This window comes from Azonexus sp. IMCC34839 (assembly GCF_047047955.1).
Taxonomy (GTDB): Bacteria; Pseudomonadota; Gammaproteobacteria; order Burkholderiales; family Rhodocyclaceae; genus Azonexus.
The window spans coordinates 3,178,109-3,204,121 of record NZ_CP150631.1 but is presented as its reverse complement, the minus strand read 5'-3'; the positions used below and the strand labels follow the sequence as shown (position 1 = coordinate 3,204,121).

Annotated in this window: 24 protein-coding genes; 1 reads left to right on the top strand and 23 read right to left on the bottom strand. The window is 54.2% G+C overall.

Annotated features, from left to right (window positions below; all coding sequences use genetic code 11):
* Positions 1 to 8: 8 nt before the first annotated feature.
* From WIF35_RS15675 to motA, 13 genes are all read right to left on the bottom strand, one after another.
* A complete protein-coding gene (locus WIF35_RS15675) occupies positions 9 to 980 on the bottom strand; it encodes a chemotaxis protein (RefSeq protein ID WP_412479160.1) in 972 nt (323 codons plus the stop codon).
* A 149-nt stretch (positions 981 to 1,129) separates the two neighbouring features.
* The gene (locus WIF35_RS15670; RefSeq protein WP_412479159.1) at positions 1,130 to 1,435 is read right to left on the bottom strand and encodes an STAS domain-containing protein; all 306 of its coding nucleotides are present in this window, start codon (positions 1,433 to 1,435) and stop codon (positions 1,130 to 1,132) included.
* A 71-nt stretch (positions 1,436 to 1,506) separates the two neighbouring features.
* Positions 1,507 to 2,580 (bottom strand): protein-glutamate methylesterase/protein-glutamine glutaminase, encoded by a 1,074-nt coding sequence (locus WIF35_RS15665; RefSeq protein WP_412479158.1) that lies wholly within the window; start codon positions 2,578 to 2,580, stop codon positions 1,507 to 1,509.
* Between the two features lie 34 nt (positions 2,581 to 2,614).
* Positions 2,615 to 3,220 (bottom strand): chemoreceptor glutamine deamidase CheD, encoded by a 606-nt coding sequence (cheD, locus tag WIF35_RS15660; protein ID WP_412479157.1) that lies wholly within the window; start codon positions 3,218 to 3,220, stop codon positions 2,615 to 2,617.
* Between the two features lie 12 nt (positions 3,221 to 3,232).
* Positions 3,233 to 4,132 carry a CheR family methyltransferase gene (locus WIF35_RS15655; protein ID WP_412479156.1) on the bottom strand — a complete coding sequence of 300 codons (900 nt, stop codon included), beginning with the start codon at positions 4,130 to 4,132 and terminating at the stop codon, positions 3,233 to 3,235.
* 2 nt (positions 4,133 to 4,134) lie between these two features.
* Positions 4,135 to 7,311: a Cache 3/Cache 2 fusion domain-containing protein gene (locus tag WIF35_RS15650; RefSeq protein WP_412479155.1), complete on the bottom strand. Its 3,177-nt coding sequence runs from the start codon at positions 7,309 to 7,311 to the stop codon at positions 4,135 to 4,137.
* Positions 7,312 to 7,357: 46 nt separating this feature from the next.
* Positions 7,358 to 9,769, bottom strand: coding sequence for a methyl-accepting chemotaxis protein (locus tag WIF35_RS15645; protein WP_412479154.1), 2,412 nt, complete (start codon positions 9,767 to 9,769; stop codon positions 7,358 to 7,360).
* 9 nt (positions 9,770 to 9,778) lie between these two features.
* Positions 9,779 to 10,273 carry a chemotaxis protein CheW gene (locus WIF35_RS15640; protein ID WP_412479153.1) on the bottom strand — a complete coding sequence of 165 codons (495 nt, stop codon included), beginning with the start codon at positions 10,271 to 10,273 and terminating at the stop codon, positions 9,779 to 9,781.
* A 22-nt stretch (positions 10,274 to 10,295) separates the two neighbouring features.
* Positions 10,296 to 12,641 (bottom strand): chemotaxis protein CheA, encoded by a 2,346-nt coding sequence (gene cheA, locus WIF35_RS15635; protein WP_412479152.1) that lies wholly within the window; start codon positions 12,639 to 12,641, stop codon positions 10,296 to 10,298.
* Positions 12,642 to 12,731: 90 nt separating this feature from the next.
* Positions 12,732 to 13,097 carry a response regulator gene (locus tag WIF35_RS15630; RefSeq protein WP_412479151.1) on the bottom strand — a complete coding sequence of 122 codons (366 nt, stop codon included), beginning with the start codon at positions 13,095 to 13,097 and terminating at the stop codon, positions 12,732 to 12,734.
* Between the two features lie 17 nt (positions 13,098 to 13,114).
* Positions 13,115 to 14,332 (bottom strand): methyl-accepting chemotaxis protein, encoded by a 1,218-nt coding sequence (locus tag WIF35_RS15625; RefSeq protein WP_412479150.1) that lies wholly within the window; start codon positions 14,330 to 14,332, stop codon positions 13,115 to 13,117.
* 21 nt (positions 14,333 to 14,353) lie between these two features.
* Positions 14,354 to 15,292, bottom strand: a complete 939-nt coding sequence (gene motB, locus WIF35_RS15620; RefSeq protein ID WP_412479149.1) for a flagellar motor protein MotB — start codon at positions 15,290 to 15,292, stop codon at positions 14,354 to 14,356.
* A 26-nt stretch (positions 15,293 to 15,318) separates the two neighbouring features.
* Entirely contained in the window at positions 15,319 to 16,176 is an 858-nt protein-coding gene (motA, locus tag WIF35_RS15615; RefSeq protein WP_412479148.1) for a flagellar motor stator protein MotA, read from the bottom strand.
* A gap of 116 nt (positions 16,177 to 16,292) precedes the next feature.
* Here motA and WIF35_RS15610 point away from each other — a divergent pair, with 116 nt between their 5' ends.
* The gene (locus tag WIF35_RS15610; protein WP_412479147.1) at positions 16,293 to 16,889 is read left to right on the top strand and encodes an NUDIX hydrolase; all 597 of its coding nucleotides are present in this window, start codon (positions 16,293 to 16,295) and stop codon (positions 16,887 to 16,889) included.
* Between the two features lie 7 nt (positions 16,890 to 16,896).
* Here the strand turns inward: WIF35_RS15610 and WIF35_RS15605 are convergent, their stop codons facing one another.
* The 10 genes from WIF35_RS15605 to WIF35_RS15560 all read right to left on the bottom strand — a co-directional run bounded on the left by WIF35_RS15605 (position 16,897) and on the right by WIF35_RS15560 (position 25,982).
* Positions 16,897 to 17,613 carry a hypothetical protein gene (locus WIF35_RS15605; RefSeq protein ID WP_412479146.1) on the bottom strand — a complete coding sequence of 239 codons (717 nt, stop codon included), beginning with the start codon at positions 17,611 to 17,613 and terminating at the stop codon, positions 16,897 to 16,899.
* Between the two features lie 8 nt (positions 17,614 to 17,621).
* Positions 17,622 to 17,762: a DUF3149 domain-containing protein gene (locus WIF35_RS15600; protein WP_412479145.1), complete on the bottom strand. Its 141-nt coding sequence runs from the start codon at positions 17,760 to 17,762 to the stop codon at positions 17,622 to 17,624.
* A gap of 31 nt (positions 17,763 to 17,793) precedes the next feature.
* On the bottom strand, positions 17,794 to 18,303 hold the full coding sequence (locus WIF35_RS15595) for a FixH family protein (RefSeq protein WP_412479144.1): 510 nt from the start codon (positions 18,301 to 18,303) through the stop codon (positions 17,794 to 17,796).
* A gap of 13 nt (positions 18,304 to 18,316) precedes the next feature.
* Positions 18,317 to 19,732 carry a cytochrome c oxidase accessory protein CcoG gene (gene ccoG / locus WIF35_RS15590; protein WP_412481253.1) on the bottom strand — a complete coding sequence of 472 codons (1,416 nt, stop codon included), beginning with the start codon at positions 19,730 to 19,732 and terminating at the stop codon, positions 18,317 to 18,319.
* A 138-nt stretch (positions 19,733 to 19,870) separates the two neighbouring features.
* A complete protein-coding gene (ccoP, locus tag WIF35_RS15585; protein WP_412479143.1) occupies positions 19,871 to 20,770 on the bottom strand; it encodes a cytochrome-c oxidase, cbb3-type subunit III in 900 nt (299 codons plus the stop codon).
* Positions 20,771 to 20,784: 14 nt separating this feature from the next.
* Positions 20,785 to 20,961 carry a cbb3-type cytochrome oxidase subunit 3 gene (locus WIF35_RS15580; protein WP_412479142.1) on the bottom strand — a complete coding sequence of 59 codons (177 nt, stop codon included), beginning with the start codon at positions 20,959 to 20,961 and terminating at the stop codon, positions 20,785 to 20,787.
* A 5-nt stretch (positions 20,962 to 20,966) separates the two neighbouring features.
* Entirely contained in the window at positions 20,967 to 21,602 is a 636-nt protein-coding gene (ccoO, locus tag WIF35_RS15575; protein WP_412479141.1) for a cytochrome-c oxidase, cbb3-type subunit II, read from the bottom strand.
* 16 nt (positions 21,603 to 21,618) lie between these two features.
* Positions 21,619 to 23,046 carry a cytochrome-c oxidase, cbb3-type subunit I gene (gene ccoN / locus WIF35_RS15570; RefSeq protein WP_412479140.1) on the bottom strand — a complete coding sequence of 476 codons (1,428 nt, stop codon included), beginning with the start codon at positions 23,044 to 23,046 and terminating at the stop codon, positions 21,619 to 21,621.
* A 294-nt stretch (positions 23,047 to 23,340) separates the two neighbouring features.
* On the bottom strand, positions 23,341 to 23,544 hold the full coding sequence (ccoS, locus tag WIF35_RS15565) for a cbb3-type cytochrome oxidase assembly protein CcoS (protein ID WP_412479139.1): 204 nt from the start codon (positions 23,542 to 23,544) through the stop codon (positions 23,341 to 23,343).
* Positions 23,544 to 25,982 carry a heavy metal translocating P-type ATPase gene (locus WIF35_RS15560; protein WP_412479138.1) on the bottom strand — a complete coding sequence of 813 codons (2,439 nt, stop codon included), beginning with the start codon at positions 25,980 to 25,982 and terminating at the stop codon, positions 23,544 to 23,546. The genes ccoS and WIF35_RS15560 overlap by 1 nt, the downstream gene beginning before the upstream one ends.
* Between the last annotated feature and the right edge of the window lie 31 nt (positions 25,983 to 26,013).

Below are 26,013 nucleotides of genomic sequence, written 5' to 3'. Positions count from 1 at the left end.
AGCCCCTTTTATGCCGCCACCGGCTCCAACGAGCCGCCAACTCCAAGTCGCCTGGCTAACGTTTCCGAAAGGCGCTGCGGTTCAAACTTCGGCACGTATTCGTCGACCCCAACCGACAATCCCAACTGCTGATTCGACATCCCAGACAGAGAGGAGTGCATTACAACCGCCACTCCGTTAAAACGCGGGTCAGACTTCAGTCTTTTGGTCAGGATATATCCATCCATTTCTGGCATCTCAATATCCGTCAACACCAAACTCACAATCGAGGAAACAGGCTTTCCTATCGATTGCGCATAGGTTGCGACCTTCTCCAACTCATCCCACATTTTCCGCCCGTTAACAGCGGCAACACCTTTCACACCCATTGCTTCAAGTGTTCGCTCAATCTGCTTTCTCGCGACACTTGAGTCATCACAATAAAACACCGTGCAGTCAGGACGATCGACCGGAACAACACTCTTGAAAATCAGATCGTTGTCAATATTGGTCGTTTCCGAAAGGACCTTTTCGACATCCATCATCATGACCAAACGGCCATCTTCAAGCTCAGTTACCGCGGTCACAAGACCACCCGTTTGTACGGTCAGCATCTCGGGAGGCACCCGCATTTTGCTCCAGTCCAAGCGGAGAATCGTATCCACCCCCTCAACCAAGAACCCCTGTGTGTGGCCGTTATATTCGGTTACGATCATGATCTCTCGCGGGGTATCTGCCGAAATCCCAGAATATTTTGCAAGATCGATTACCGGAACCAAAGCTCCACGCAAGCTCACCATGCCCTCAACGGAACTGGGCATTTCCGGCGCAGCCGTAATAGCAGGAGTCCGCATGACTTCACGGACTTTGAAGACGTTTATGCCGTAGGTCTCTCTTCGCCCGGTACGCTGATCGACCCCAAGGAAAAACAGAAGAATCTCAAGCTTGTTTGTTCCTGCCAGCTTGGTACGTGCATCAATATTTTTCAGTAGTTCAGACATTTCTTTCTCCCGCTGGCCTTACCAATAACCGCATAGCAAAGACTCTCGACCAACAGCTCAACATTCTGTGCCGCTTCAACAATAACAGAGCGCAATATAAAACACGATGCTAGACGAATCACCAAGAATAACGAAACAACCCGCACAATTCAAGAAATCTGAAATAATTTGCCAAAATTAGCAATGTCAAGCACCTGCTTTACGTTCCCCCTGACACCAGTCAGCAATACTTCCTTATTTGCGCCACCCAGCTTATCGCGCAGCATAAGAAGCATTCCCAAGGCAGAGCTGTCCAGATAATCGACCCCGGCAAAGTCAACCGCAACAACACGAATGTCATTTTCCGTCACCAGAGGCTCATAAGCTCCGCGAAACTCCCGGTGCGTATTGAAATCAAACCGGCCGCTAAGTTTAATGAGGGCTTTACCACCCTCTTTGGAAACTGTTGTCTGCATCACTAATCTTCCTATTCTTCAGTATCGGCTTCAAAGTTTAATACTTTAGTAATTGCTAACAAGCCTTTCTGCTAGCTACCCAACGCGGTCAATACGCGCTTTGCCATCTCGTCAAGCGAGCATTGCTCGGCAACTGCGCCAATCAGGAATGCCTCTCGCGGCATTCCATAGACTACGCAACTCGCTTCGTCCTGGCCAAACGTTTTGGCCCCGGCCTGGCGCATACGAAGCAGCCCTTGCGCACCATCCTTCCCCATACCGGTAAGGATAACGCCGATAGCCGATCTTCCCACCTGATTTGCCGCAGAATCAAAAAGTACATCCACAGCCGGCCGATGCCGATTCACCGGCGGAGTAGAGAGCAACTCGGTAACATACCCGCTCCCGACGCGTTTCACCTGCAAATGCGAGTGCCCGGGGGCGATATATACAGTTCCAAACTCCAATTTTTCGTTGCCCTGCGACTCCAGAACCCTCGGTGCACACAAGCCATCAAGGCGTCGGGCAAATGAAGCAGTAAAAGACTCCGGCATGTGTTGAACTATCAATATTGGGGGGCAATTTGCCGGGATTCCCATCAGAAACTCTTTGATAGCTTCTGTACCTCCGGTTGAGGCACCTACAAAAATAATCTTCCCCCCGGGATTTCCAGTTTTAGCGTACGCGGAAGTGCTTTGCACGGAGTTGGCAGGAAGAGATGTAGTGGCTGACGAAGTTCGATGCACGTTCTGACGCCTCAATCTGGCGGATTTGGCCGCCCGCAGCTTGTCGAGTAATTCCTCCGCGTACAGCTCCATACTTCCCGAGTGTTCGGCACGCGGTTTGCCGATAAAGTCGACGGCCCCCAATTCCAGAGCCTTCAAAGTCGTTTCCGACCCAGCCTCCGTGAATGACGAAACCATTACCACAGGCATCGGACGGAGACGCATCAAACGGTCGAGAAACTCAAGCCCGTTCATTTTGGGCATCTGTACATCCAAGGTCAAAACATCAGGATTGAGTGCCTTGATCATTTCTCTGGCTGTATGTGCATCAGGAGCCGCGCCCACCACCTCCATGTCCTCCGCCGAATTAATCATCTCGGCTAGAACGCCACGCATAACGGCGGAATCGTCAACAATAAGGACACGTACTTTTGTTGGCATTACAAAATCGCAGTAAATGGTTCAATAAAAGTTTTCATACAAACAACTCAACATCCCCAGCCATTGGCGTGTCCGCCAAACGCGCCTTGTAGTCGCGCTCTCTGTTGAATAGGGTTTCGTTGTGAACACGATGCAATTTTTTCACAAGCACACGTCCGCTATTGGAAAAAAAATAGACCTTACGCGGATAAGAATCCAGCAAGTCCTTGGCGACGACAGGAATTTTCTCTGTTTTTAGAAAATTCAAAACAAACTCGGCATTACGCTCACCAACGTTACTGCTCGCCAAGCTGGCTAAAACAGCACCACCACCAAAAACTTTTGCCTCTAGACGATTACGACGCGCCCCCATTTTTAGCAGGTGATTAATCAGTACTTCCATGGCATAAGTTCCATAGCGTGCCGAATTGCCAATGGTATCCCTCCCACCGTCATCTGGGAGCATGAAATGATTCATGCCACCGATGCCCGCCTCTGCATCTCGAATGCACGCCGCCACACACGAACCGAGGACGGTCACCAGCAAGGTCCCCTCCTCGGAAACATAGTATTCGCCCGGCAATATTTTCGCCGCATCCAAGCCAAAATGCCGGTCGTAATAACGGTTGGTTGCTAGATTTTCATCGTAGGCGTGGGGCACGGTATTCCTTAGTTATTTTGCTGAGGCGAGTGCATAAACCGTTTTACCCAGAGACTTAAACAGGTCTGCCGCATGCAAGAAGCTTTCTGAATGCCCGGCGAACATGAGGCCGTCAGTCTGCATGATCGGCGCGAAGCGCGAGAGGATTTTGTATTGCGTTGGTTTGTCGAAATAGATCATCACATTTCGACAAAAAATCACATCTATCGGGCCTTTTAATGGGTAGGACTGATCCAGCAAATTAATCTGACGAAACTCGATCATTCGCTTCAATTCTGGACGAACTGATACATACCCCTCTTGTGCGCCAGTACCCTTGAGAAAAAAACGACGCAACCGATCTGGCGAAAGCTTTTCTACTCGCTCGATTGGATACACACCCTTTTGCGCGGTAGCCAAGACATTAGTATCTAAATCAGAGGCGACAATCGAAACGTTAGAGGTATCGATTCCAAAAGTCTCAGCCACCGTAATAGCAATAGAATAAGGCTCTTCACCTGTTGAAGCAGCAGAGCACCATACCTTGATTGGACGACGCGAACCAAGCTTACGCAAGTGCTCCGCAAAAATTGGAAAATGATGCGGCTCGCGGAAAAAAGAGGTCAAATTTGTTGTCAGCGAGTTAACGAAGCGCTCCCATTCTTCACCCCCCTGTTTCTCCAGAGCATCAAGATATTCTGCAAAGGACTGCTTGCCTGTAGCTCGCAACCTTCTCGCCAAACGCGAGTAGACCATGTCCTGCTTAACAGGGGATAGCGAGATTCCCGCACGCTGATATATCAGTTTGCGGACTCGCTCGAAATCGGTCGCAGAGAACGAAAACTCGCGATCCGCTGATGTGCGCGCAACCTGCGGGAGCGAGGTGCTTAAGCGAGTTGTTGCAAGCGGAGTTTTACGTTGTATATCCACCATGTTTAGAACTCCTCCCACTCATCATCCAAGCTCGCTGCAGGAAGTAGTTGAGCGCTTTTGCGGCCCAACTGGTTACGTCCGGAGGTATCAAGCCCAGCCCCCCTCTTTACTGCGCTTCCAGCCAAGGCCAGCTCTCCTCCAACTTTGAATACTGAAACCGCATTAGCCAAGTTATTTGCCTGTTCTTCCAGACTTTCTGCCGCCGCAGCCGCCTCCTCGACCAAGGCCGCATTCTGTTGCGTGACTTCATCCATCTGGCTGACCGCCAGGCTGACTTGCTCAATGCCAGAGCTCTGTTCTCGGCTAGCATCCGAAATGTCGGACATGATCTTCGCTACACGCTTGATCGATGACACCACTTCTTCCATCGTACGGCCAGCTTGGTCTACCAGCTTGTTCCCGGCTTCTACTTTTTCCACCGAGTCGGATATCAAGCCCTTGATTTCCTTCGCCGCAGCCGCACTGCGTTGCGCCAGGTTGCGCACTTCGGTCGCGACCACGGCAAACCCTCGCCCTTGTTCGCCTGCCCGCGCTGCTTCCACCGCCGCATTGAGCGCCAGTATGTTCGTCTGGAAGGCAATGCCGTCAATAACGCCAATAATGTCGGCAATCTTGCTGCTCGACTGGTGGATCGCGCTCATGGTATCGACCACTTGCCCCACAACTTCTCCACCCTTCACCGCCACCAATTGGGCATTACCCGCCAACTCGTTCGCCTGCTTCGCGTTGTCCGCGTTCTGCTTCACCGTACTCGTCAGTTGCTCCATGCTCGATGCCGTCTCTTCCAGACTGCTTGCCTGCTCTTCCGTACGACTCGACAAATCCTGGTTCCCCGACGCTATCTCCTTCGCCGCCGTATTGATCGCATCCGTCGCTTCCTTAATGGAGCCAACGATTTCGCGCATCGAATCAATGGTACGGTTGGCGTTATCCACGGCTTCAGCCAAGGCGCCAACATAGCCCTGTTCCATCTTGATCGTCAGATCACCTTCTGCCAAACGATGGAAAGTCGCCCCAAGATCGGTAAGCACCTTGTTATTGCTGCTCAACAGGTCGTTAATGCCGTTGCCGAGCGCCAAGAAAAAGCCGTTGAGGCTCGATGTATCTAAGCGCGCCTCAAGATTTCCGCGACTAGCTTCGGCAATCACTGCCGCAACTTGCCGCTCAATGAGAACCTCACCCGTACGGTCACGCCACTCGACGGCATAACCCAAACGAGTACCGTGCTCATCAATCACCGGCGTAACGGTTAGCGAGAAGGTGCGATCTCCCAGAACGATCTCGGCACTATGCGCCCCTGAAAGGCGTGACAACATCCCTCTCTGGTGCGCGGGATTCTTGTGGAATACATCAATATTTGCACCGATCAGTTTATGCCGATCAAAATTTGGCAATGCCGTCTTGATTGCGGACTCGGCAACTTCGAACATCTTCATCAACGAATGATTCATGTAGATGATTTCTAGCTGCGAATTGGCCAGCATGACGTTGGTTGCGACATTGTCCAAACCGATCTTCAGACGGAGACTTTCTTCTGCGACCCGCTTTGTTTCGGCAACCTCAAATCCCATTCGGGTCTGCATGGTCGTCAACGTACGAACCAGATGGCCAACCTCATCCGGCCGATCCAGCGAGATGTCGCACTTGGCACCGTACTCTCCCTGGGCAACCCGATCGAGAACATCGTTCACCGTATGGATTGGATCCGACACCATGCGGCGAATCTGCCAGAAAAGGACAGCAGCCATGACAAGCAATGCGATCACGATGGCTCCGACCACCGTCATGGAGATCGTCACCGCATCTCTCTTCAACTCATCGACATAAGTGCTCCCCGCAGCCAACCACCCCCACTCCTGGAAGGGTTCTCCAACCACAATTTTTTCTCTGGCCGTGGTTTCACCCAACTCCTCATTTCGCCACGGATAGCGTGTCACCCCGCCCTTGGCAGCAATAAAGTCTTTGATAAATTCACGACCACTTTCGTCCTTTTGGTTCAGGATGCTCTGCCCCTCCTTGGTAGGATGGACCAACAAACGGCCTAGAGCCTCTCCCTCAGACATATCCAGGACGAACACATAGCCAGTTTCACCAACCTTGATGGCCTTGATGCGATCTTTGAGCTTGGCCATCTGGCCAGTGAAGTCAAAGCCGACAAAGGATGCACCTATGACGTTGCCCGATGCATCCTTGATCGGCTGATAGGAGGTGTAATAGTCCTTGCCAAACAGGATCGCTTTGCCAACGAAAGACTCGCCAGCCTTTAATTTTGCGTATGCAGGGTGTCTGCGATCGAGTGCAGTCCCGACGGCACGGCTGCCATCCTCCTTTTTAACGGAAGTGGATACACGGTAGTAATCGTCACCAGATTTGACAAACAATGTCGCAACCGCCGATGTCGCCGCAGTAAAGCGATCCACTTCCGCGGACTGCGCATTTAGAACGCGGGCTCCATTTTTCAGTAGCGGCGTATTGCCTGCGTTGGCATCCAGGGAGAAGGGCTCTGAGAACTGGGCCGCAAACATCGAGTTCAAGCGTTTCGCCTCTTGCCCGGACTGCTCCGCCGTGCTTTCGAGCAGGTTGCGGACCATTTTCATCTTCTCGGTGACATCATGTACCGCAGCCCCTTCGAGCACATTCTGCGTACGTACACCGATGACGACAGCTGCCATGCCAAGGACCAAGGCGATGACCAACGAAGCCACAAGAGTGACCTTCTGGCCAATCTTCAAACGCTCGAATACACCGATTTTCTTGTCGAGACTCGCTCGCCCATTATTCAAATCACGATACAAAGCAGTCGCAGCGTCTATCTGTTCCTTTGTTGGCTTTCTACGTACCGACATGTAGCCCACGACAGCGCCCGCCTCACGCAAGGGAGTGACGGTAGCTTCCACCCAATAGAACTCGCCATTCTTGCAACGGTTTTTGACCATTCCTCGCCAAGGACGGCCTTTCTGCACGGTATCCCACAAGTCTTTAAACGCTGCTGCGGGCATATCGGGGTGGCGGAGAATATTGTGCGGTTCACCGATCAGTTCCTGTTCGCTGAAACCGCTAATCTCGAGAAAATCACGGTTTACGTAGGTGATTTGCCCCTTCAAGTTTGTTTTCGAGACGATCATCTGGTCATCGCGAACGACGATCTCACGATCAACCACGGGTAGATTCTTTCTCATAATGCCCCCTCTGCAGCCCTAGCGTTTATTTCTAAAATTCAGATGATTAAAACTCTTCCCATTCATCGTCATTCTGATCACGATGAACTTTCTTGGGCACCTCCTGAGAGGTCTTCAGGCGAATCGGTTCCTTGTGCGGCAACTCAGCGTAATGCTGTGACTTTTCAACTTCATTGGCAGCCACTGTCTGTCGCTGAGCCCCAGCCCCGACAGAAGGCCGGGAACGCGACAAGGCGAATACCGAAACGGCACGACTCAGGTTATTTGCCTGTTCTTCCAGACTTTCTGCCGCCGCAGCCGCCTCCTCGACCAAGGCCGCATTCTGTTGCGTGACTTCATCCATCTGGCTGACCGCCAGGCTGACTTGCTCAATGCCAGAGCTCTGTTCTCGGCTAGCATCCGAAATGTCGGACATGATCTTCGCTACACGCTTGATCGATGACACCACTTCTTCCATCGTACGGCCAGCTTGGTCTACCAGCTTGTTCCCGGCTTCTACTTTTTCCACCGAGTCGGATATCAAGCCCTTGATTTCCTTCGCCGCAGCCGCACTGCGTTGCGCCAGGTTGCGCACTTCGGTCGCGACCACGGCAAACCCTCGCCCTTGTTCGCCTGCCCGCGCTGCTTCCACCGCCGCATTGAGCGCCAGTATGTTCGTCTGGAAGGCAATGCCGTCAATAACGCCAATAATGTCGGCAATCTTGCTGCTCGACTGGTGGATCGCGCTCATGGTATCGACCACTTGCCCCACAACTTCTCCACCCTTCACCGCCACCAATTGGGCATTACCCGCCAACTCGTTCGCCTGCTTCGCGTTGTCCGCGTTCTGCTTCACCGTACTCGTCAGTTGCTCCATGCTCGATGCCGTCTCTTCCAGACTGCTTGCCTGCTCTTCCGTACGACTCGACAAATCCTGGTTCCCCGACGCTATCTCCTTCGCCGCCGTATTGATCGCATCCGTCGCTTCCTTGATCGACAAAACGATCTGCTGAAGATTGTCCACCGTGGCGTTGGCATCGTCCTTCAATTTGCCCAACATGCCGTGGTAATCGGCGTCTATCCTCTGCCGCAAATCACCTTGAGACAATCGGGAAAGCATGGCAGCCACATCGCTCAAAGCGCGGGTGTTGGCTTCAAGCAGGTTGTTGATTCCCTCGGATATCTGCCTGAAGAAACCATTCATCTTGGTTGCATCGAGACGCTTGCTGAAGTCGCCGGCAACTGCCGCGTCAATGATGGTGGATACTTCCCGCTCGATAAGAACCTCTGCAGTACGATCCCGCCATTCAACGACCGTCCCTAATCGTTCTCCCTGCTGATTCGAAATTGGACAAGCAGCGAGTGCGAAATAGCGCCCGCCAATTGTCATCTCTGTCCGGTGGGTGGAATTGAGCGCAGCGAGCATATTGCGCTGGTGAGTCGGCTTGCGATGATAGATATCGAAGTTCGACCCCACGATTGCGTCGGCCCGGAAGTTCGGGAGTTGTTTGCGTATGTCGCTTTCGGCCTCGCCCATCATCTTCAGAACCGCAGCATTGCAGTAGATGATCTTGCCGTCAGTATCAGCCACCATGACACTGTTCGAAGAAACATCGAGCGCCGTTTTGATCCGCAGAGTCTCGTTCGCCGAGAGACGCTCGCCCTCGATGCGCTCTTTCAATTCGGATTGCATCTGGTCGAGCGATTTCAACAGATTAGCGACCTCATCCTTGCCGACTATTTGTATCTTATGGTCAAGATGGCCGTTGGCCACCGAATCGGCCAAGGCGACTGCACCTGCTAATGGACGAGTAATGCTACGCGCGAACACCAGCGCAAAACCGGTGATGAGCAGAACGACAAAGGCTGACAAGCCAATCATCATCGACATGGAAGTGTCGAATGTCTTCTGAGCCTCCTCGTAAAGGCCTTTGCCGGATTCAAGGTAATAACCACGCAAGGCATCTGCTGCAGTGCGAGCATTGGCGTAGGCGGGGCGAACAACCTGTGCATCGATCTCGAGGGCCCGGGCAAAGTCCCCCGCAATCAAAGCCTCCCGCGCAGGAAGCAAGCCTTCCTTGACATAGACCATGCGCGCTTTTTCGTAGTTATCAGCCAAACGCGCCTCTTCATCCGACAGGGGACGGGACTTGAAGCGCGTCCATAGCTCGTTGATGGCATCGCGATTCGTCACCACCTGATCGGTATGCAAACTGAGCGGATGGTTGTGAAAGGCCGCTTGCCGACCACTCGGTTCATGCAGCAGAGCGGAGGCAATCTGCAGGCTGTTGTCCGCCATCAATGCCTGAATACGAAGCACGATGACCGCCGGTTCCATTTTGTCCTCAAAAACGGCCCGCGTGTCTTGGTTGATATCACGCATGAAATGCAGCCCGGTCACTACCAGAACCACAATCCAGAACCCCATACCAACTGCCTGCCAGAGGAGGCGGGTACCAATACGCATATTGTTGAGCATGGCCGCCCCTTAAGAAGCGTTGTCGATCAGTTCCATATCGGCGCTGGTCATTAGCCGCTCGATATCGGTAACAATCAACATCCTCAACTCCAAGGAAGCCAGACCAAGGATGTATTTCGTATCGAAGGTAGCGGAGAAGTCTGGTGAAGGGCGTATCTGTTCTGGCGTGAGGGAAATGACATCGGAAACGCTATCGACGACGACGCCGATCACTCGGCCTGCCACGTTGAGGATGATGACAACCGTGAATGGCGTGTATTCGACCTTTCCCAGGTTGAACTTGATACGCAGATCGACGATCGGAACGATGATCCCCCGGAGGTTGATCACCCCTTTAATGAACGGCGGAGCATTGGCAATCAGCGTCGGTTGCTCATAGCCACGAATTTCCTGAACCTTCAGGATATCGATCGCATACTCTTCGCTCCCCAACGTGAACGTCAGGAACTCGCTGGCGACCATCGCCTCCTCGGCTACCGCTCCCGCTGGCATCATCGCTTCCATCTCCCGCTCCTTCTCCCGACTTTCAAGCTGTTTTCTGAACACTCGTTTTGACCATGCCGGCAATCGCCGACACGTCGAGAATCAACGCAACGTGACCATCACCCATGATGGTGGCGCCGGAAATACCCGGCACTCTTCGGTAGTTGGCCTCCAGGCTCTTGATGACCACCTGGTGTTGCCCCAGTAGCGCATCGACGAACAATGCCGCTTTGATCCCGTCCGCATCGATCACCACCATGATGCCCTGCGTGTAATCGGCCGAATTCGACTTCAAATTGAAGAACTCGTGGAGCACCACCACCGGCAGATACTCGCCTCGAACCTGAATGACCCGCGCCAGGTTGGATAGGGTTTTGATATCCCCCATCTGCGGCTGGAAGGATTCGACCACATAGGAAAGCGGCAGGATGTAGGTCTGTTCGGCCACCGCCACCGACATGCCATCGAGAATGGCCAGCGTCAGAGGCAGACGCACTGTCATCCGGGTACCGATACCTGCCATTGAATCGATTTCAACGCGCCCACCCATCGATTGGATATTGCGTCGCACGACATCCATGCCGACGCCACGGCCGGAAACATCCGTCACCTGCTCAGCAGTGGAGAAGCCGGCTTCGAAGATCAGGTTGAATACTTCCTGATCGCTCATTTGGTCCGATACCTGCAGGCCACGTTCCCGCGCCTTGGCGAGGATCTTGTTGCGCTGCAAACCGGCCCCATCGTCTCCGACTTCGATGACGATATTGCCGCCCTGATGGTAGGCCTTCAAGGTAATCGTTCCGACGGGGCTCTTCCCCGCCGCGACACGCTTCTCCGGAGATTCGATCCCGTGATCGAGACTATTTCGTATGAGGTGCGTCAGCGGGTCGGCGATACGTTCTATCAGGCTCTTGTCGAGTTCGGTCGTCTCACCGGTGGTCTTCAATTCGACCTGCTTGCCCAATTTACCGGAAAGATCGCGAACGACGCGCGGAAACCTGGAAAAGACAAAAGAGATCGGCAACATGCGAATCGACATGACCGACTCCTGCAGGTCACGTGTATTCCGTTCAAGTTGCGCCAACCCGTTGACCAGCCGTTCCGGCGCCGCGTCCTCCATTTGAACCGCGGTCTGCAAAAGCATGGCTTGAGTAATAACCAGTTCCCCGACCAGATTGATCAACTGATCAACCTTCTCGACACTCACACGAATTGAGGACTCTCCGCCGCTTGCAGCAGGGGAACTAGCCTTGGCTGCTTTGGCGCGTGGCTCGGCCGGTTTTTCCTTGTTTTCGGGTGTGCACCGCAGCACTGACTTATCTTGGGCGTTTGTCTCCGCAACGATCGGCTCAGGGGTTTCCGCCGCCGGCGAAACCGGGACAAAAAAGCCAAAACCGTCGCCTTCTTCAACAACAGCCGGAACAACAGACACCCCCTCCGTGGGCAGCGACGCCTCCGGAAGCGGCTCAAAGAAACCATAGCCATCCCCGTCGCTGTGAGGAGTCTCGATACTCCCCTTATCGACCGGTGGCGGCAGCGGCTCGAAAAAGCCATAACCATCAGCTTCGTTGTCAGCCGCTACAGGGGCAGAAGCTTCCCCTGACAAAGGTTCAAAGAACCCGTATGCCTCGCTTTCATCCGCCGGGGCACCGGGAGAGGCGTCGAAAAACCCGAATGCCTCCTCGACGCTCTCCTCCAATGCCTGCTCAGCAACGCGCCAGGCACCATTGTCAGCGACGAAGTCGATCTGGTCGGAGAACTCATCCTGACCTAGCTCGGTAGCCAAGCGTAACTGCCAGTAGCCGACCTCATGTTCTCCACCCTGGGGTTTCTGCAAGACCTCCAATTGGCCCAAATTACGCAGTTCATCCAGCAAGGCGATGACCCCATCCCCCTTAGCTGACACTTCTGTCGGCACAAACTGGATATCGAAAACGCGCGGGCTATTGGATGCCCCTACAGCTGGCGCAACTTCAGTCGGAAGTGATACTGACTCAGCCTCAGTGCCGCCGCCATTTGCTGAAAGTTGCCGCAAACGGGCACATATCGCTTCCACTGTCGCAGGCTCGACCTCGCCCCGTCCCTGATGGGCTTCAAGCATATCGCGCAGGACGTCGCCGCACTGCAGAAACGCATCCACCATATCGGCTCGGAGCCCGAGTTCCTCCTTCCGGATACGGTCCAACAGGTTTTCCAGGATGTGGGTCGTTTCTGCCAGATCGGTGAACCCGAAGGTTCCCGCACTTCCCTTGATCGAGTGAGCTGCGCGAAAAATCGCATTCAGTTGCTCGGGATCCGGATTATCCACATCCAGATCAAGCAGCAGCGACTCCATCGCCGCCAAATGCTCTGCCGATTCCTCGAAGAACACTTGGTAGAACTGACTCATGTCTATAGCCATGCTTCCCTCTCTCCGGCCAGACGATGCTTACCTCGGCCATCGGCCGAGCCTTTCCTGGGCTATGCCAGGAACGGTGACTCAGCCAATGACTTTGCGCACCACTTCAATCAGCTTCTGCGGATCGAACGGCTTCACCAGCCAACCGGTCGCACCGGCAGCCCGACCTTGCGATTTCATCGCGTCGGAGGACTCCGTGGTGAGCATCAAGATGGGGGTCTTGGCGTATTGCGGCATGGCACGCAATGACTTGATCAAGGTCAGACCATCCATGCGCGGCATGTTCTGATCGGTCAGCACCAGATTGATACTCTTCGACTTGGCTTTTTCCAGGCCATCCATCCCGTCCACCGCCTCAACCACCTCGTAGCCTGCGCTCTTCAGGGTAAAAGAAACCATTTGGCGAATGGATGCGGAATCATCAACTGCAAGAATGGTTTTAGCCATTTTCTCCTCGGGTACTTTCAAAACAGCTCGACATCGCCACTCGCGAAGCCTGTCTGGCTGACTGGGTTTCTCTCCACCCCTTGCTTCAGGGGTACCAATTTTTGAGACAACTGCTCGACGTGCTCTCTCACCTCAGCCAAAGTACGCAAGGTATCGGCCGGATTTCCGGTACTTCTCAAAGCCTCGGCCATTTGTTGCTCGTCGCTGACCACCTCACTAAGCAACTCGAGACGCTGCGCGACATGCCCGAGCAGCTGGGTGACCATATCCTGAAACTGCAGCGAGACGATCGCCTGATTCACTGCAGACTCGACCTGCTCGCCAATTTGGTTCAGCTCGTTAACCGACTCCCCTGTGCGCCGATTCATCGCTTCTATGCCGGCCATCGCAGCTTCGACGTCCCCCTTCGAGGTCAGCGCAAAGGTCATATCCTGCGCAGCCATACGATTAATCGCCGCTTCTGTCTCTCCGACCAGTTGCTGCATGGTCGCCAAGGAACTGCGTATCTGTAAGCTGAAATGATTGGTTCGCCCCGACAAGTCGCGCACCTCATCAGCGACCACTGCAAATCCCCGCCCGGCCTCCCCTGCTCGCGCAGCCTCAATGGCCGCATTTAGCGCCAGCAGATTCGTTTGCTTGGAAATCCCTTCGATCTCACCAAGCATGCCGTTTATTTGCGATACCTGAGTACGAATCCGATCGGTCATCTCGACCAGAACCATCGCCAATCGAGAGTTTTCGACAACACTGTCGACAAACTGCCGCAAGGTCTCTGAGGTTTTTGTCGCGAACTCTTCAAATTCCGAGACCCCGCCACCTTCGCTCCCCGCAACGACCAACAAGCCGAGTTGCTGCTGGCGGCGAATCTGCTCATTCATTTCGTTGAAGCTGGAAACCAACTTTTCGATTGCATCGGAGAAAATTGCGCGCGTGCGTGCAACTTCGTCCTGCATCGCATTAATCTGTTCCCCGAATTCCGTGGAAATTCGAACGATCGCCTCACTCGCATGCTCGGCTACGTCACGATCCACGCCACCAAGTAGTTGTGGTGTTGCGTCGCCAGCCTTCCGATCTCCCGAGAAAAAAGACAGGGCGACAATCCATCCGCCGGTAATCAAGAGAAACGCGAAAACTACGCTACCCGAGCGCGCAGAGGCATCCACCAGCAGCAGGACTGGCAACACCAACGCGGTACACGCCCCACCGATCAATAATGGTTTCAAGTTTCCCGTCATCCCTCATCTCGAGCCAACTGGCTAACCCGCCGAACCCTTAGCAGGCAAATTCAGCTTATCGGACACTGTATCTTCTGCCCCCACTTCTGACTCCGGCCCTTCCTCCTGCATGATGGCCATTTCAGTTCTCTTGTTTAACACAACAATACTAATTCTACGATTCGCAGAACTAAGGGGGTCATTTTTATCAAATAATACAGTTTGCGCAAGCCCAACCACTCGAATGACTTTGCTGTCATCCATACCACCGGCAATCAATTCCCGACGGGAAGCATTTGCTCGGTTAGCCGAGAGCTCCCAGTTGGAAAAACCTTTCTCGCCACCGGCAAACTGCGCAGCATCGGTGTGACCAGCCAGACTGATACGGTTATTGACTCCGTTCAGCACCTTGCCGATCTGCCTGAGGATATCCCGCGTATATGGCTTTAGGTCGGCACTACTGGAGTCAAACATCGGTCGATTCTGCTCGTCGACAATCTGTATGCGCAGGCCCTCGGTCGTAATGTCGAGCAACATCTGCTTCTTGAATTGCGCCAGCTGCGGCGTCTGCTCGATCATTTTCTCGATTTCCGCCTTAAGAACCTCCAAGCGCTCCTGTTCCTTCCGACGAAACTCCGCCTGAGCCTCCTTGGAGAACGAAGTGCTCTTGCGATCGACATCCCCTTGCTTGACTTGGCCGGCCTGACGGGTCAGATCCTTGCCGCCGCCCTGCAAAATACTCGTTGCATCACCCGAACCGGCGCCACCTTGTTGAGCGATCTTGAGCGGATTCTGAAAAAAATCGGCGATGCCCTGCAAGTCGCCTTTTGCGGTAGACCCGAGGAGCCACATCAACAGGAAGAAGGCCATCATCGCCGTCACGAAGTCGGCGTAGGCGATTTTCCAAGCGCCACCATGGCCGCCACCGGCGACCACCTTCTTGCGCTTGATAACTATAGGGCGGGTGGAATCATCACTCATTCATTAGCTCGAAGGAAATTAACGGCTTACTTGCCCTTGCGAGCCTTAAGTTCTTCTTCCAGTTCGCGGAAGCTTGGGCGCTCATGCCCCCCCAAGGTCTTGCGACCGAACTCGATGGCCACCTGTGGGGCATAGCCGGACATCGAAGCAAGGAGAACCATCTTGATGCACTTGTAAATCGTTCCCTCCTCGGCCGCTTTCTGCTCCAGCAGTTTCGCAATTGGCTCGACAAAACCATAAGAAATCAGAATACCTAGGAAGGTACCGACCAGCGCACCACCGATCATCTTGCCAAGAACGGCAGGAGGGCTACCCACCGATCCCATAACGTTAACCACGCCCATCACCGCTACGACGATACCGAAGGCCGGCACCGCACCCGCAACGTTACCCATGACATGAGCCGGTTCAGCAGCCTCGTGGTGATGGGTTTCCAACTCGACATCCATCAAGCCTTCAATTTCCACCGTGTTCAAATTGCCGCCCACCATCATGCGCAGATAGTCAGTCATGAACTCAATGATATGGTGGTCGTGGACGATATTCGGATACTTGCTGAATATCGGGCTCCCCTCCGGATTTTCGATGTCGCCCTCAATGGACATCAGACCTTCTTTACGGACCTTGGAGAGAATTTCAAACATCAAGGCCAAAGCATCGACATAGAAAGCCTTGTTAAATTTTGAGCCTTTCAGGATGCCCGGGACAGCGCCAACCGTGGCCTTAATCACCTTGATATTGTTGGCGGCGACAAAATAACCGATCAACAGGCCAACGATAGCGACATATTCGGTTGGCACCCATAATGCCAACAAGCTGCCGTGGATCGCGTACGTTCCTAGCGATGCCGCCAGAACGATGACGTAACCGACAATCAAAAACATGCATAGCCCCCTTTGCCACCGGCAACGCCCGGTGTGGACGCGCTTCTTCTAGGATGATCGTTATTGTAGCCACATGGCTTGGTGTCGTGTAAACAAGAACCTATTGCGGAGTTGCCGTGGCGGTGGGCATTTTGGGATACTGCTACGGTCTTACCGAGAATTTCCCGATGTCATCCGTTATCCAATTCTGTACCCGCTGCGGTACCAAAGTTAGCTTCCGTATCCCGAACGGAGACACACTACCCAGGCATATTTGCGACAGCTGTGGACATATTCACTACCAAAACCCGCACCTGATTGTGGGCTGCGTGGTGGAATGGGATGGAAAAATTCTCTTATGCCGACGTGCCATAGAACCACGGTTTGGATTCTGGACCTTGCCTGCCGGTTTCATGGAGAACGGGGAGACAACTGCCGAAGCCGCACGCCGCGAAACGCATGAAGAAGCTGGTGCCATCGTCGAGATTGACGCCCCATTTGCCATGCTCAGCATTGCCCATATCAATCAGGTTCACTTGTTTTACCGGGGCAGGATGGTCAAACCGGAGTACTTCGCTGGAGAAGAAAGCCTAGAGGTCGATCTGTTTCTCCCCGGAGAGATCCCGTGGGAAGAACTTGCTTTTCGCAGCGTGACCATGTGCCTGGAGAACTACCTCTCCGACCGAAACAAAAACTCGTTTGGTTTTCACGAGGCTTCGCTTGGGCCGCTTTGATTCGGATTCAACGCTGCTCCGGCCCAATCCAAAAGGGTAACTCCAGTCTATAGGGCAGGCTTTTCCTATCCGCCGGCGGCGGCAACCCCGAAGTAGCTTCACTTACGGCTTCCACCAATTCACGATCCAGCCCCCGGTCACCTGATGACTTAAGAATCGAAACCGCCGGTGGAGACATCGGCTTGATGAAACGCAGTTCCAGTACCAACTCATGCGGGATGTCCTGTTTGGCGGATAGCGGCCCTAGACTCGCACGCCGCCGCAACGCTCGGGCAACGGAGATGCGATAGGCCCCGACCTCTACTTCGTCAAGCATCGCCAAAACAGAGGGCAGCGACTCGACATAAACATCGCGGCTGGAATTTTTGACTGCTGCGGTGTACTGCTCTTTTTTGCCAAAAACCCTTGGCAAGCTCTCATCCCCTGGGGTCATCCATTGCTCATTCGGAACCGACGAAACGCTACGCGATCCATCAGCAGATGAGTTCGTCGCCGCCGCCACAGGGCCTTGCTGCCTCAACAGGCTGGCGTTAATGCGACCACTCCCTGCTCCTGCCGACAGGCGGAAATCCGTGAGTAGCTTCTCCATTGGGAAAAAGAGAGCGAAATGAATCATTAGTGAAATGGCCACGCCGCGCATAAGCCATAAGCCCTGCTCCTGGCGCAAAAAGGAAAAGCCCCTGCTACGCAGCGCGTGCAGGGGCTTTTCAAAGTTTCTTTGCAAGCTAATGATTACTTGCCGGCCTTGCTGGCATCCTCGTCCATCTTATTGCTGTACATCTTGGCCATTACTCCACCAATAACCAAGACACCAACGATGACGACCAGACTCATCAAGCCGATATCACTCGTAAACAACAGTTCCCATGCCATAAGTGTCACCTCCCAGTAACAAGAAAAACAACTACTTAGCCGCCTTTGCCGTCAGACGTAGCGGCTCCATCGAATCAGCCAGCCATTCACCATGAAGACGCCATTGTCCCGCCGGATCTTCCAAAGTGATTAGCCAACGTCCTTCAATATTTTCGGCCAACTTACCGCTATAAAAGCCTTGCCCCTCAGAAACCATTTTCACCGCTTGATCGAGACCCGAGCGTGTCGGATGCGCCAATTTCAGGGTAATTTCCTCAGGCAGTTTTGCTGCGGCGTCGGCCCCGATCAGCAACCTAAGATTCGCTTCAGCGCGCATGAGATCAGCATGCAGACCAAGATCACTCGCCGCATGATCGCGTTTCAATTGCTGATTTACTGCTAACCCTTGTTTGTAATAGTCGTCGGTCACCAAACCGTCGTTACTGGTAAACGCCAACCAGAACGTGACGAATCCGGCCACAATGACAATCGCCGGTCCAGCCATCAAGATCCAAGGCCAGCGCTGCTTATACCAAGGCGCAGTATCACTACGTAGGGTCATCGTCGTACTCATGTCAGGGCATCAAGAAAGAGGCCTTCTCATGAACCTTGATCGCGTCATGGTTCAGGGCCTTGATATCAAAATAAATGGTGTTAGCGCCCGTCTTCCCCGATTCCGGCGGCACACGGACGACAATCGTCACCTCGTGGTTTTCAGCACTGGCGACTTCAACGATCTGTTCACCAACAATTTCCGCCCCCACCAAACCTGATACCGTCAGTGCGTATCGCTTTGGGGACTCCGTGGTATTCATGATTTTTAGGTTGTATATATTCTCGATACGACCATCGTCAGCCTCTCGCGCCAAAACGGATCGATCGCGAATAACATCAACCTTCAGTGGGACCCGGGTCGCCAAGGACCAGGCGGCGGCGACGATTATGCCAAGCAGAATTACCGTATAGAGAAGGATACGGGGGCGTACGATGTGCCCGACCACTTCTTTGGGCCCGAAGTGCTGAGCCAAAGCATTTTCAGTGGTGTAGCGGATCAGGCCATGCGGCTTACCCAATTTGTCCATCACCGGATCACAAGCGTCGATACAAGCTCCGCAGCCGATGCACTCGTATTGGATGCCTTTGCGAATATCTATCCCGGTCGGACAAACGGCGACGCACAAACCACAATCGACACAATCCCCCAGCGCACTCGCATCAGCACCTTTCTTACGGGCCCCACGCGGCTCGCCACGCTCCGGATCATACGTAATTACGAGCGTATCCGGGTCAAACATCACCCCTTGGAAGCGGGCATATGGGCACATGTACTTGCAGACCTGTTCGCGCAGAAAGCCAGCCTGCATATAGCAGAAGCCACCATAAAAGAAAGTCCAGAACAGCTCCCAGCCGGAAAGATTGAAGGGCAACGCCGCGAGCAACTCGCTGACCGGGGTGAAATACCCGACCAGAGTGAAACCGGTCCATATGGAAATCGCCAACCAAATCAGATGCTTGGTCGCTTTAAGGCGGAGCTTCCGCGCCGACAGCGGGCCCTTGTCCAATTTCATTCGGGCAGAACGATCCCCCTCAATCTTGTTCTCCACCCACATGAATATTTCAGTGTAGACGGTCTGGGGACAGGCGTAGCCGCAGAACAAACGGCCCGCGATTGCCGTAAACAGAAATAGGGCATAAGCGGAAATAATCAGCAGCAAGGCCAGATAAAACACGTCCTGCGGCCACAGCACCAGCCCAAACAGATAGAACTTGCGCTCAACTAAGTGGAACAGAACTGCCTGACGACCGTTCCACTCCAGCCAAGGAGCTCCGTAGAAAAGAATTTGGGTGAACCAAACCAGCACCCAACGCCAAGTCGCCCACCATCCCTTGACTTCCTTGATGTAGATCTTCTTGTGCTTCTCGTAGAAAGAAACCTGCTGGGCCTGTCCGGCAGGTTTCAGATCTTGCTGCGGGAGGTCGTTCTGTTCCATAGCTGCCTTATCGGTATCGAAATTACGCTGACGCAGCATTGTTGTGCCTTAGCAGCAACGCAATTTTGATACAAATCAGAATTTGGTGATACTCAAAGAGAAAAACGGGACGGCTAAGCCGCCCCGTCTTCATGCCAATTACTTGGCGCCCTGGCTCACGCTGAGCACGTAGGCGGACAACAGGTGTACCTTGGCATCGCCCAGGAATTCCTTCCAGGCCGGCATCTTGTTCTGACGACCGTTGGTGATGGTTTCGACGATGGTGGCTTCGGAAGAGCCATACAACCAGACCTTGTCGGTCAGGTTCGGGGCACCAATCGCTGCCATACCCTTGGCTTCAGGACCGTGGCAACCGACGCAACCAGCACTGGTGAAGGCTTCCTTGCCCTTGGCGGCACGCACGGAGTCGTTCGGCAACCCGGACAGGGAACGAACATAGTTCGCCAAGTCCTTGATGCTGTCGGCACCGAGGTGAGCATGTGCAGGCATCATACCCATACGGCCGTTGGCGATCGTTTCCTTGATCTGCTCCGGCTCGCCACCATACAGCCAATCGCTGTCGGTCAGGTTCGGGAAGCCCTTGGCACCGCGTGCATCAGCGCCGTGGCACTGCATACAGTAGGTCAGGTACAGACGCTTACCCATTTCCATGGCTTGCTTGTCGGCGGCGACGGCCTTCAGATCCATAGCCATGTACTTATCGAACATCGGCTTGACTGTGGCATCCATCTTGTCGACTTCTGCCTTGTGTTGACCAGCCGAAGTCCAGCCCAGCATACCCTTGAAATTACCCAGACCCGGATACAGAGCCAGGTAAACCAGCGCGAAGACAACGGTGATGACGAACAGCCAGCTCCACCACTTCGGCATCGGGTTGTTGTATTCCTCAAGAGTTTCATCCCAGACATGACCCATGGTCTTGCCCGGCGTGAAAGTCGCCTTGCCCTGAACAATCAGTAGAACCGCACAGGCCAGAATACTGCCCAATACGATCACGATTACGTACAGGTTCCAAAAATCGCTAACGAAATCGCTCATTTGCTTTCCTTTTTTCAGCGCGGGTGCGTCGTACTGGACGGCGCACCCTGATCATCATCTCCGGAGAACGGCAGATTAGCGGCTTCTTCAAACCTCTTCTTGCTGCTCTTGCCGTACGCCCATCCCACAATTGCAAGGAAGCAAAGCAACCCGGCAACCGTAATGAGGGAACGGAGATCGTTGATGTCCATGGCTATTACTTGACGTTCTTCAGTGCAAGACCAAGGCCTTGCAGATAAGCAATCAGAACGTCCATTTCGGTCTTGTCACCGATGGCAGCCTTCGCACCCTTGATTTCCTCATCGGAATAGGTCGGAATACCGCGAACCTTGGCATAGGTACGCATCACTTCCATCTTCTTCTCGATGTCGGCACCAACAGTGTCCTTCGCCTTGGTCGTGGCAAGCCACGGGAAAGCCGGCATGTTGGACTCGGGAACGACGTCACGCGGATTGATCAAGTGAGCACGCTGCCACTCATCGGAGTAGCGGCCACCAACGCGATGCAGGTCCGGACCGGTACGCTTGGAACCCCACTGGAACGGGTGATCGTAGACATACTCACCCGCCACAGAGTAGTGGCCATAACGCTCGGTCTCGGCGCGGAAGGGACGAATCATCTGCGAGTGGCAGTTGTAGCAGCCTTCGCGAATATAAACATCACGGCCAGCGAGACGGACGGCATCATACGGCGTCGTACCCTCTACAGGAGTCGTGGTGGACTTCTGGAAAAACAGAGGAACGATTTCCAACAGACCACCCCAGACGACCACCAGCAACGTGAGGACGATCAGGAGCGGTACGCTCTTTTCAATTTGTTCGTGCTTGAGCATTATTCTTTCCCCCTAATCAGGCGTGATGACCGGCCGGAGCAATGATCGGCACTTCCTTGGTGCTACCACCGGCAATGGTCTTGAACATGTTGTAAGCCATGATCAGCATACCGGTCAGGAACAAAGCACCACCCAGAACACGAATCGCCCAGAACGGATAGGAACCCTTGACGGACTCAACGAAGCTGTAAGCCAGGGTGCCGTCGGCATTCACAGCACGCCACATCAGGCCTTGCATCACACCGGCGATCCACATCGAAGCGATGTACAGAACGGTACCGATCGTGGCAATCCAGAAGTGAGTCGTAACCAGCTTGGTGCTATACATTTCGGACTTACCGAAGAGGCGCGGCAACAGGTAGTAGATCGAACCGATCGAAACCATGGCAACCCAGCCCAGAGCACCGGAATGCACGTGACCAACAGTCCAGTCGGTGTAGTGCGACAGCGCATTGACGGTCTTGATCGACATCATCGGACCTTCGAAGGTGGACATACCGTAGAAGGACAGCGAGGTGATCAGGAACTTCAGGATAGGATCATCACGCAGTTTGTGCCATGCACCCGACAGGGTCATGATACCGTTGATCATGCCACCCCAAGACGGAGCCAGCAGAATCAGGGAGAACAGCATACCGACAGACTGAGTCCAATCCGGCAATGCGGTGTAGTGCAGGTGGTGCGGACCAGCCCACATGTAGGTAAAGATGAGCGCCCAGAAGTGGACAACCGACAAACGGTAAGAATAAACCGGACGGCCAGCCTGCTTCGGAACAAAGTAGTACATCATGCCCAGGAAGCCGGCAGTCAGGAAGAAGCCGACGGCATTATGACCGTACCACCACTGGATCATGGCGTCCTGCACACCGGCATAGGCGGAGTAGGACTTGGTCAGGGTAACCGGCAGAGCAGCGCTGTTACCGAGGTGCAGCAGGGCGACTGCGATGATGAAAGCACCGAAGAACCAGTTGGCCACGTAGATGTGGGAAACCTTACGCACAGCGATCGTGCCGAAGAAGATCACGGCATAAGAAACCCAGACCAAAGTGATCAGGATGTCAATCGGCCACTCCAGCTCGGCATACTCCTTACCGCTGGTGAACCCCAGGGGCAGCGTAACCGCAGCCAGAACGATGATCAGTTGCCAACCCCAAAAGGTAAAGGGAATCAGCGGACCACCCCACAGACGGGTGTGACAGGTGCGCTGCACCACCCAATAGGACGTTGCAAACAGCGCGCAACCACCAAACGCAAAGATAACCGCGTTGGTGTGCAGAGGACGCAGACGGCCAAAGTGCAGCCACGGTCCAAAGTTAAGCTCAGGCCAAACCAGCTGAGCAGCAATGATGACACCGACAAGCATGCCGACGATGCCCCAAATGACAGTCATGACGGCAAATTGCCGGACGACCTTATCGTTGTATGTGGTTTGCGTTCCAGACATGAACCCACCTCTCGTTAATAAAAAACGGAATGCCCACCTCCCTGAAACCAAGGGGGCACATGGAAGCGGATGGTATTCTAGTTCAGCAGGGGGGTTTTGACCTAGATCAACCTACCGACTATCTAGATCGAATTAGTCCGTTTTAGGTAGCCTGCGAGTCAATCCTGCCGGCACAGTGGACAAAAAAAGGGTGCGTCGCAACGCACCCCAACCCCAACAGAGAATCACCGTGAAGCGCGCGCTTCACATGACTCGAATCTTGGCAGCAATTCAGTTACTTAACGTTGACACAAGTCAACCTTTATCGGATTCACCCAAACGATTTGATTCGTCGCCAGGCTTTTTACCCTCTTTCGGCAAATCGTCATCCATCAGAACCCTGAAGCCCGGCCCCTCGAGATCATCAAACTGCCCACTGCGCACAGACCACCAGAAGGCCAGCGCGATCCCGAACACCAGCAGCACCGACACCGGGATCAGCAGATATACACTTTCCATCACTCTCTCCCAAGGCGCTGAATGCGCAAAGAGTTAAGCACGACCAACAAGGAACTCGCCGACATGCCAATGCCAGCAAGCCAAGGGGTTACGTAACCCCCAATAGCTAGCGGCAAAGCCACAAAGTTATAGGCAAACGACCACCAGAGATTCTGGTGAATGACACGCAAAGCCTTTTTCGCCCGCAGCACCCCCACGCGGAGATGATCAAGATTTTCCGACAACAAAACAAAATCGGATTGAGTGCGCGCCAATTGAGCCCCGCCGCCCATGGCAATTGAAACCTGGGCTTGCGCCAGGACCGGCGCATCGTTAACCCCATCCCCAACCATAGCGACCAAGGCACCAGCGGCTTGCAACTCGGCGACACACTCATGTTTACCCTGCGGACTGACACCGGCTCGGACATCATCAACCCCAAGTTCAAGCGCTATTCTGCGCGCCACTTCGGGCGCATCCCCACTTAACAGAACAACATGCTTGCCCAAGGCTTTCATCTCTCCAACCAGCGCCTTAGCCTCCTGTCGCAATTCATCGCCGATTCTAAACAAGGCTATACATGCGCTTTCATTTGCCAGGGCCACAACGGTCTCGCCAAACGTCAGCCATTCTGCCAACACTCGTTTCACATCAGCCCCCCCCTCGCGGGGAAAGGCGAAATCTGGGCGCCCAAGGCGATAAACCAGACCGCCAATCGTCCCTGCCACCCCCATACCAGGGTGATTCAACACCGAGTTCGTCACAGGGAGATCACCCCCTACCGCCCGGCAGAGCGCCGCCGCCACGGGGTGCTCCGACCCCTGCTCAAGCGCAGCCGCCATCGCCAAGACATGATTACGCTCATAGCCTTCGGCAACCCACACATCCTTAAGATGCATATGCCCGGTAGTCAGGGTTCCAGTTTTATCGAAAACAAAGTGGGTGGCTCGCGCCAAGGTTTCAATAGCGTAACCTCGGGTCACCAACAGACCGTCTTTAGCCAGCGCCCCCGCAGCCACCGTGAGCGCAATCGGAGTAGCAAGCGAAAGGGCGCAAGGGCAGGTCACGACCAAGACCGAAACGGTGATCCAAAGCGCCCTACTCGGGTCGATGAAATACCAGCCCACCGCAACCAGTATCGCAACAAGCAACAAGGCACCAACAAAATAGCTTGCGATCCGGTCAGCTGCCTCGACGATACGCGGCTTCTCGGCCGCTGCTCGCTCCATCAAATTGATGATCGCTGACAACCGAGTTCCTTCGCCGACTTGCTCCACTCTGACAACGAGAGGACTTTCCGCATTGATCGAACCGCCTGTCACCATATCGCCAACCACCTTGGGCACGGGCTTACTTTCGCCGGTTAGCAGTGATTCATTTGCGCAACTGACCCCATCCACCACGACGCCATCGGCCGGAACGATATCTCCAGGACGAATCAGCACATGATCACCGGGGTGCAGATCGGCCACCAGACACTGCTCTGTGTCGCCACCGGGAAACACCCGGAAACGCTGAGCGAATGCCGGCAACAATTTGGCAAGCGCCTCGGTCACCCCCACTGCCTTCTGGCGCGCACTCATTTCGAGGAAACGGCCACCCAGCAGGAAAAAAATAAACATGGTGACAGAGTCGAAATAAACCTCTCCCACCTGAACGAGGGTCGCCCAACAACTTGCCAGAAACGCCGCCCCCACCCCAAGCGCGACCGGCACATCCATCCCGACGCGACGCAGCTTCAAGTCTCGCCAAGCGTTTTTGAAGAATGGGGCGGAAGAATAGAAAATAACCGGCAACGTCAGCGCCAAGCTGGCCCAGCGCATAAGGCTTTCGATATCCGGCGTCATATCGCCGTTCGCGATATACACCGGGTAGGCGTACATCATGACCTGCATCATGCCGAAACCAGCCACCCACAGACGCCATAAGGCATCACGCCGTTCCTTGCGGGAGATTTCCTCATTTTTGGCCGCATCATAAGGATAGGCCCGGTAGCCGATGGCGGCGATGGCTGCCAAAATATCCGACAACTTGATGCGCGACTCATCCCAGCGCACCCGCGCCCGTCGCGTTGCGTAATTGATGTCGACCGCGGTCACGCCAGGCAGCCTGCCAACATGCTGCTCATTGAGCCAGATACATGCTGCGCACGTAATCCCTTCGAGCAGCAGAGAGGCTTCCCGCTCATTCTCTCCCAGCGCCTTGACGAAGCTCTTCTGAAACTCTGCGTGGTCAAACAGCACGAGGCGCTGCAGGACATCGGGCATCGCCTCCCGCGGCGACTCAGGCAACGCGTCCCGACTGCGGTAATAATCTTCCAACCCGTTATCGACAATGGACTGCGCAACGGCCTGACAGCCATAGCAACACATTGTTCGAGCCTCGCCGGAAACTTTGACCGAGAGATCGACATCGCTTGGCACCGGCTGACCGCAGTGATAACAGGAAACTTCAGACATGAAATAAAAAAGGCACCGGAGTGCCTTTTGG

Excerpts from the sequence above, each read along its gene's own strand:
- WIF35_RS15675 (WP_412479160.1), bottom strand. The coding sequence starts at position 980 with ATGTCTGAACTACTGAAAAATATTGATGCACGTACCAAGCTGGCAGGA.
- WIF35_RS15670 (WP_412479159.1), bottom strand. The coding sequence starts at position 1,435 with ATGCAGACAACAGTTTCCAAAGAGGGTGGTAAAGCCCTCATTAAACTT.
- WIF35_RS15665 (WP_412479158.1), bottom strand. The coding sequence starts at position 2,580 with ATGCCAACAAAAGTACGTGTCCTTATTGTTGACGATTCCGCCGTTATG.
- WIF35_RS15655 (WP_412479156.1), bottom strand. The coding sequence starts at position 4,132 with ATGGTGGATATACAACGTAAAACTCCGCTTGCAACAACTCGCTTAAGC.
- WIF35_RS15650 (WP_412479155.1), bottom strand. The coding sequence starts at position 7,311 with ATGAGAAAGAATCTACCCGTGGTTGATCGTGAGATCGTCGTTCGCGAT.
- WIF35_RS15645 (WP_412479154.1), bottom strand. The coding sequence starts at position 9,769 with ATGCTCAACAATATGCGTATTGGTACCCGCCTCCTCTGGCAGGCAGTT.
- WIF35_RS15640 (WP_412479153.1), bottom strand. The coding sequence starts at position 10,273 with ATGGAAGCGATGATGCCAGCGGGAGCGGTAGCCGAGGAGGCGATGGTC.
- cheA (WP_412479152.1), bottom strand. The coding sequence starts at position 12,641 with ATGAGTCAGTTCTACCAAGTGTTCTTCGAGGAATCGGCAGAGCATTTG.
- WIF35_RS15630 (WP_412479151.1), bottom strand. The coding sequence starts at position 13,097 with ATGGCTAAAACCATTCTTGCAGTTGATGATTCCGCATCCATTCGCCAA.
- WIF35_RS15625 (WP_412479150.1), bottom strand. The coding sequence starts at position 14,332 with ATGACGGGAAACTTGAAACCATTATTGATCGGTGGGGCGTGTACCGCG.
- motB (WP_412479149.1), bottom strand. The coding sequence starts at position 15,292 with ATGAGTGATGATTCCACCCGCCCTATAGTTATCAAGCGCAAGAAGGTG.
- motA (WP_412479148.1), bottom strand. The coding sequence starts at position 16,176 with ATGTTTTTGATTGTCGGTTACGTCATCGTTCTGGCGGCATCGCTAGGA.
- WIF35_RS15600 (WP_412479145.1), bottom strand. The coding sequence starts at position 17,762 with ATGGCATGGGAACTGTTGTTTACGAGTGATATCGGCTTGATGAGTCTG.
- WIF35_RS15595 (WP_412479144.1), bottom strand. The coding sequence starts at position 18,303 with ATGACCCTACGTAGTGATACTGCGCCTTGGTATAAGCAGCGCTGGCCT.
- ccoG (WP_412481253.1), bottom strand. The coding sequence starts at position 19,732 with ATGGAACAGAACGACCTCCCGCAGCAAGATCTGAAACCTGCCGGACAG.
- ccoP (WP_412479143.1), bottom strand. The coding sequence starts at position 20,770 with ATGAGCGATTTCGTTAGCGATTTTTGGAACCTGTACGTAATCGTGATC.
- WIF35_RS15580 (WP_412479142.1), bottom strand. The coding sequence starts at position 20,961 with ATGGACATCAACGATCTCCGTTCCCTCATTACGGTTGCCGGGTTGCTT.
- ccoO (WP_412479141.1), bottom strand. The coding sequence starts at position 21,602 with ATGCTCAAGCACGAACAAATTGAAAAGAGCGTACCGCTCCTGATCGTC.
- ccoN (WP_412479140.1), bottom strand. The coding sequence starts at position 23,046 with ATGTCTGGAACGCAAACCACATACAACGATAAGGTCGTCCGGCAATTT.
- ccoS (WP_412479139.1), bottom strand. The coding sequence starts at position 23,544 with ATGGAAAGTGTATATCTGCTGATCCCGGTGTCGGTGCTGCTGGTGTTC.
- WIF35_RS15560 (WP_412479138.1), bottom strand. The coding sequence starts at position 25,982 with ATGTCTGAAGTTTCCTGTTATCACTGCGGTCAGCCGGTGCCAAGCGAT.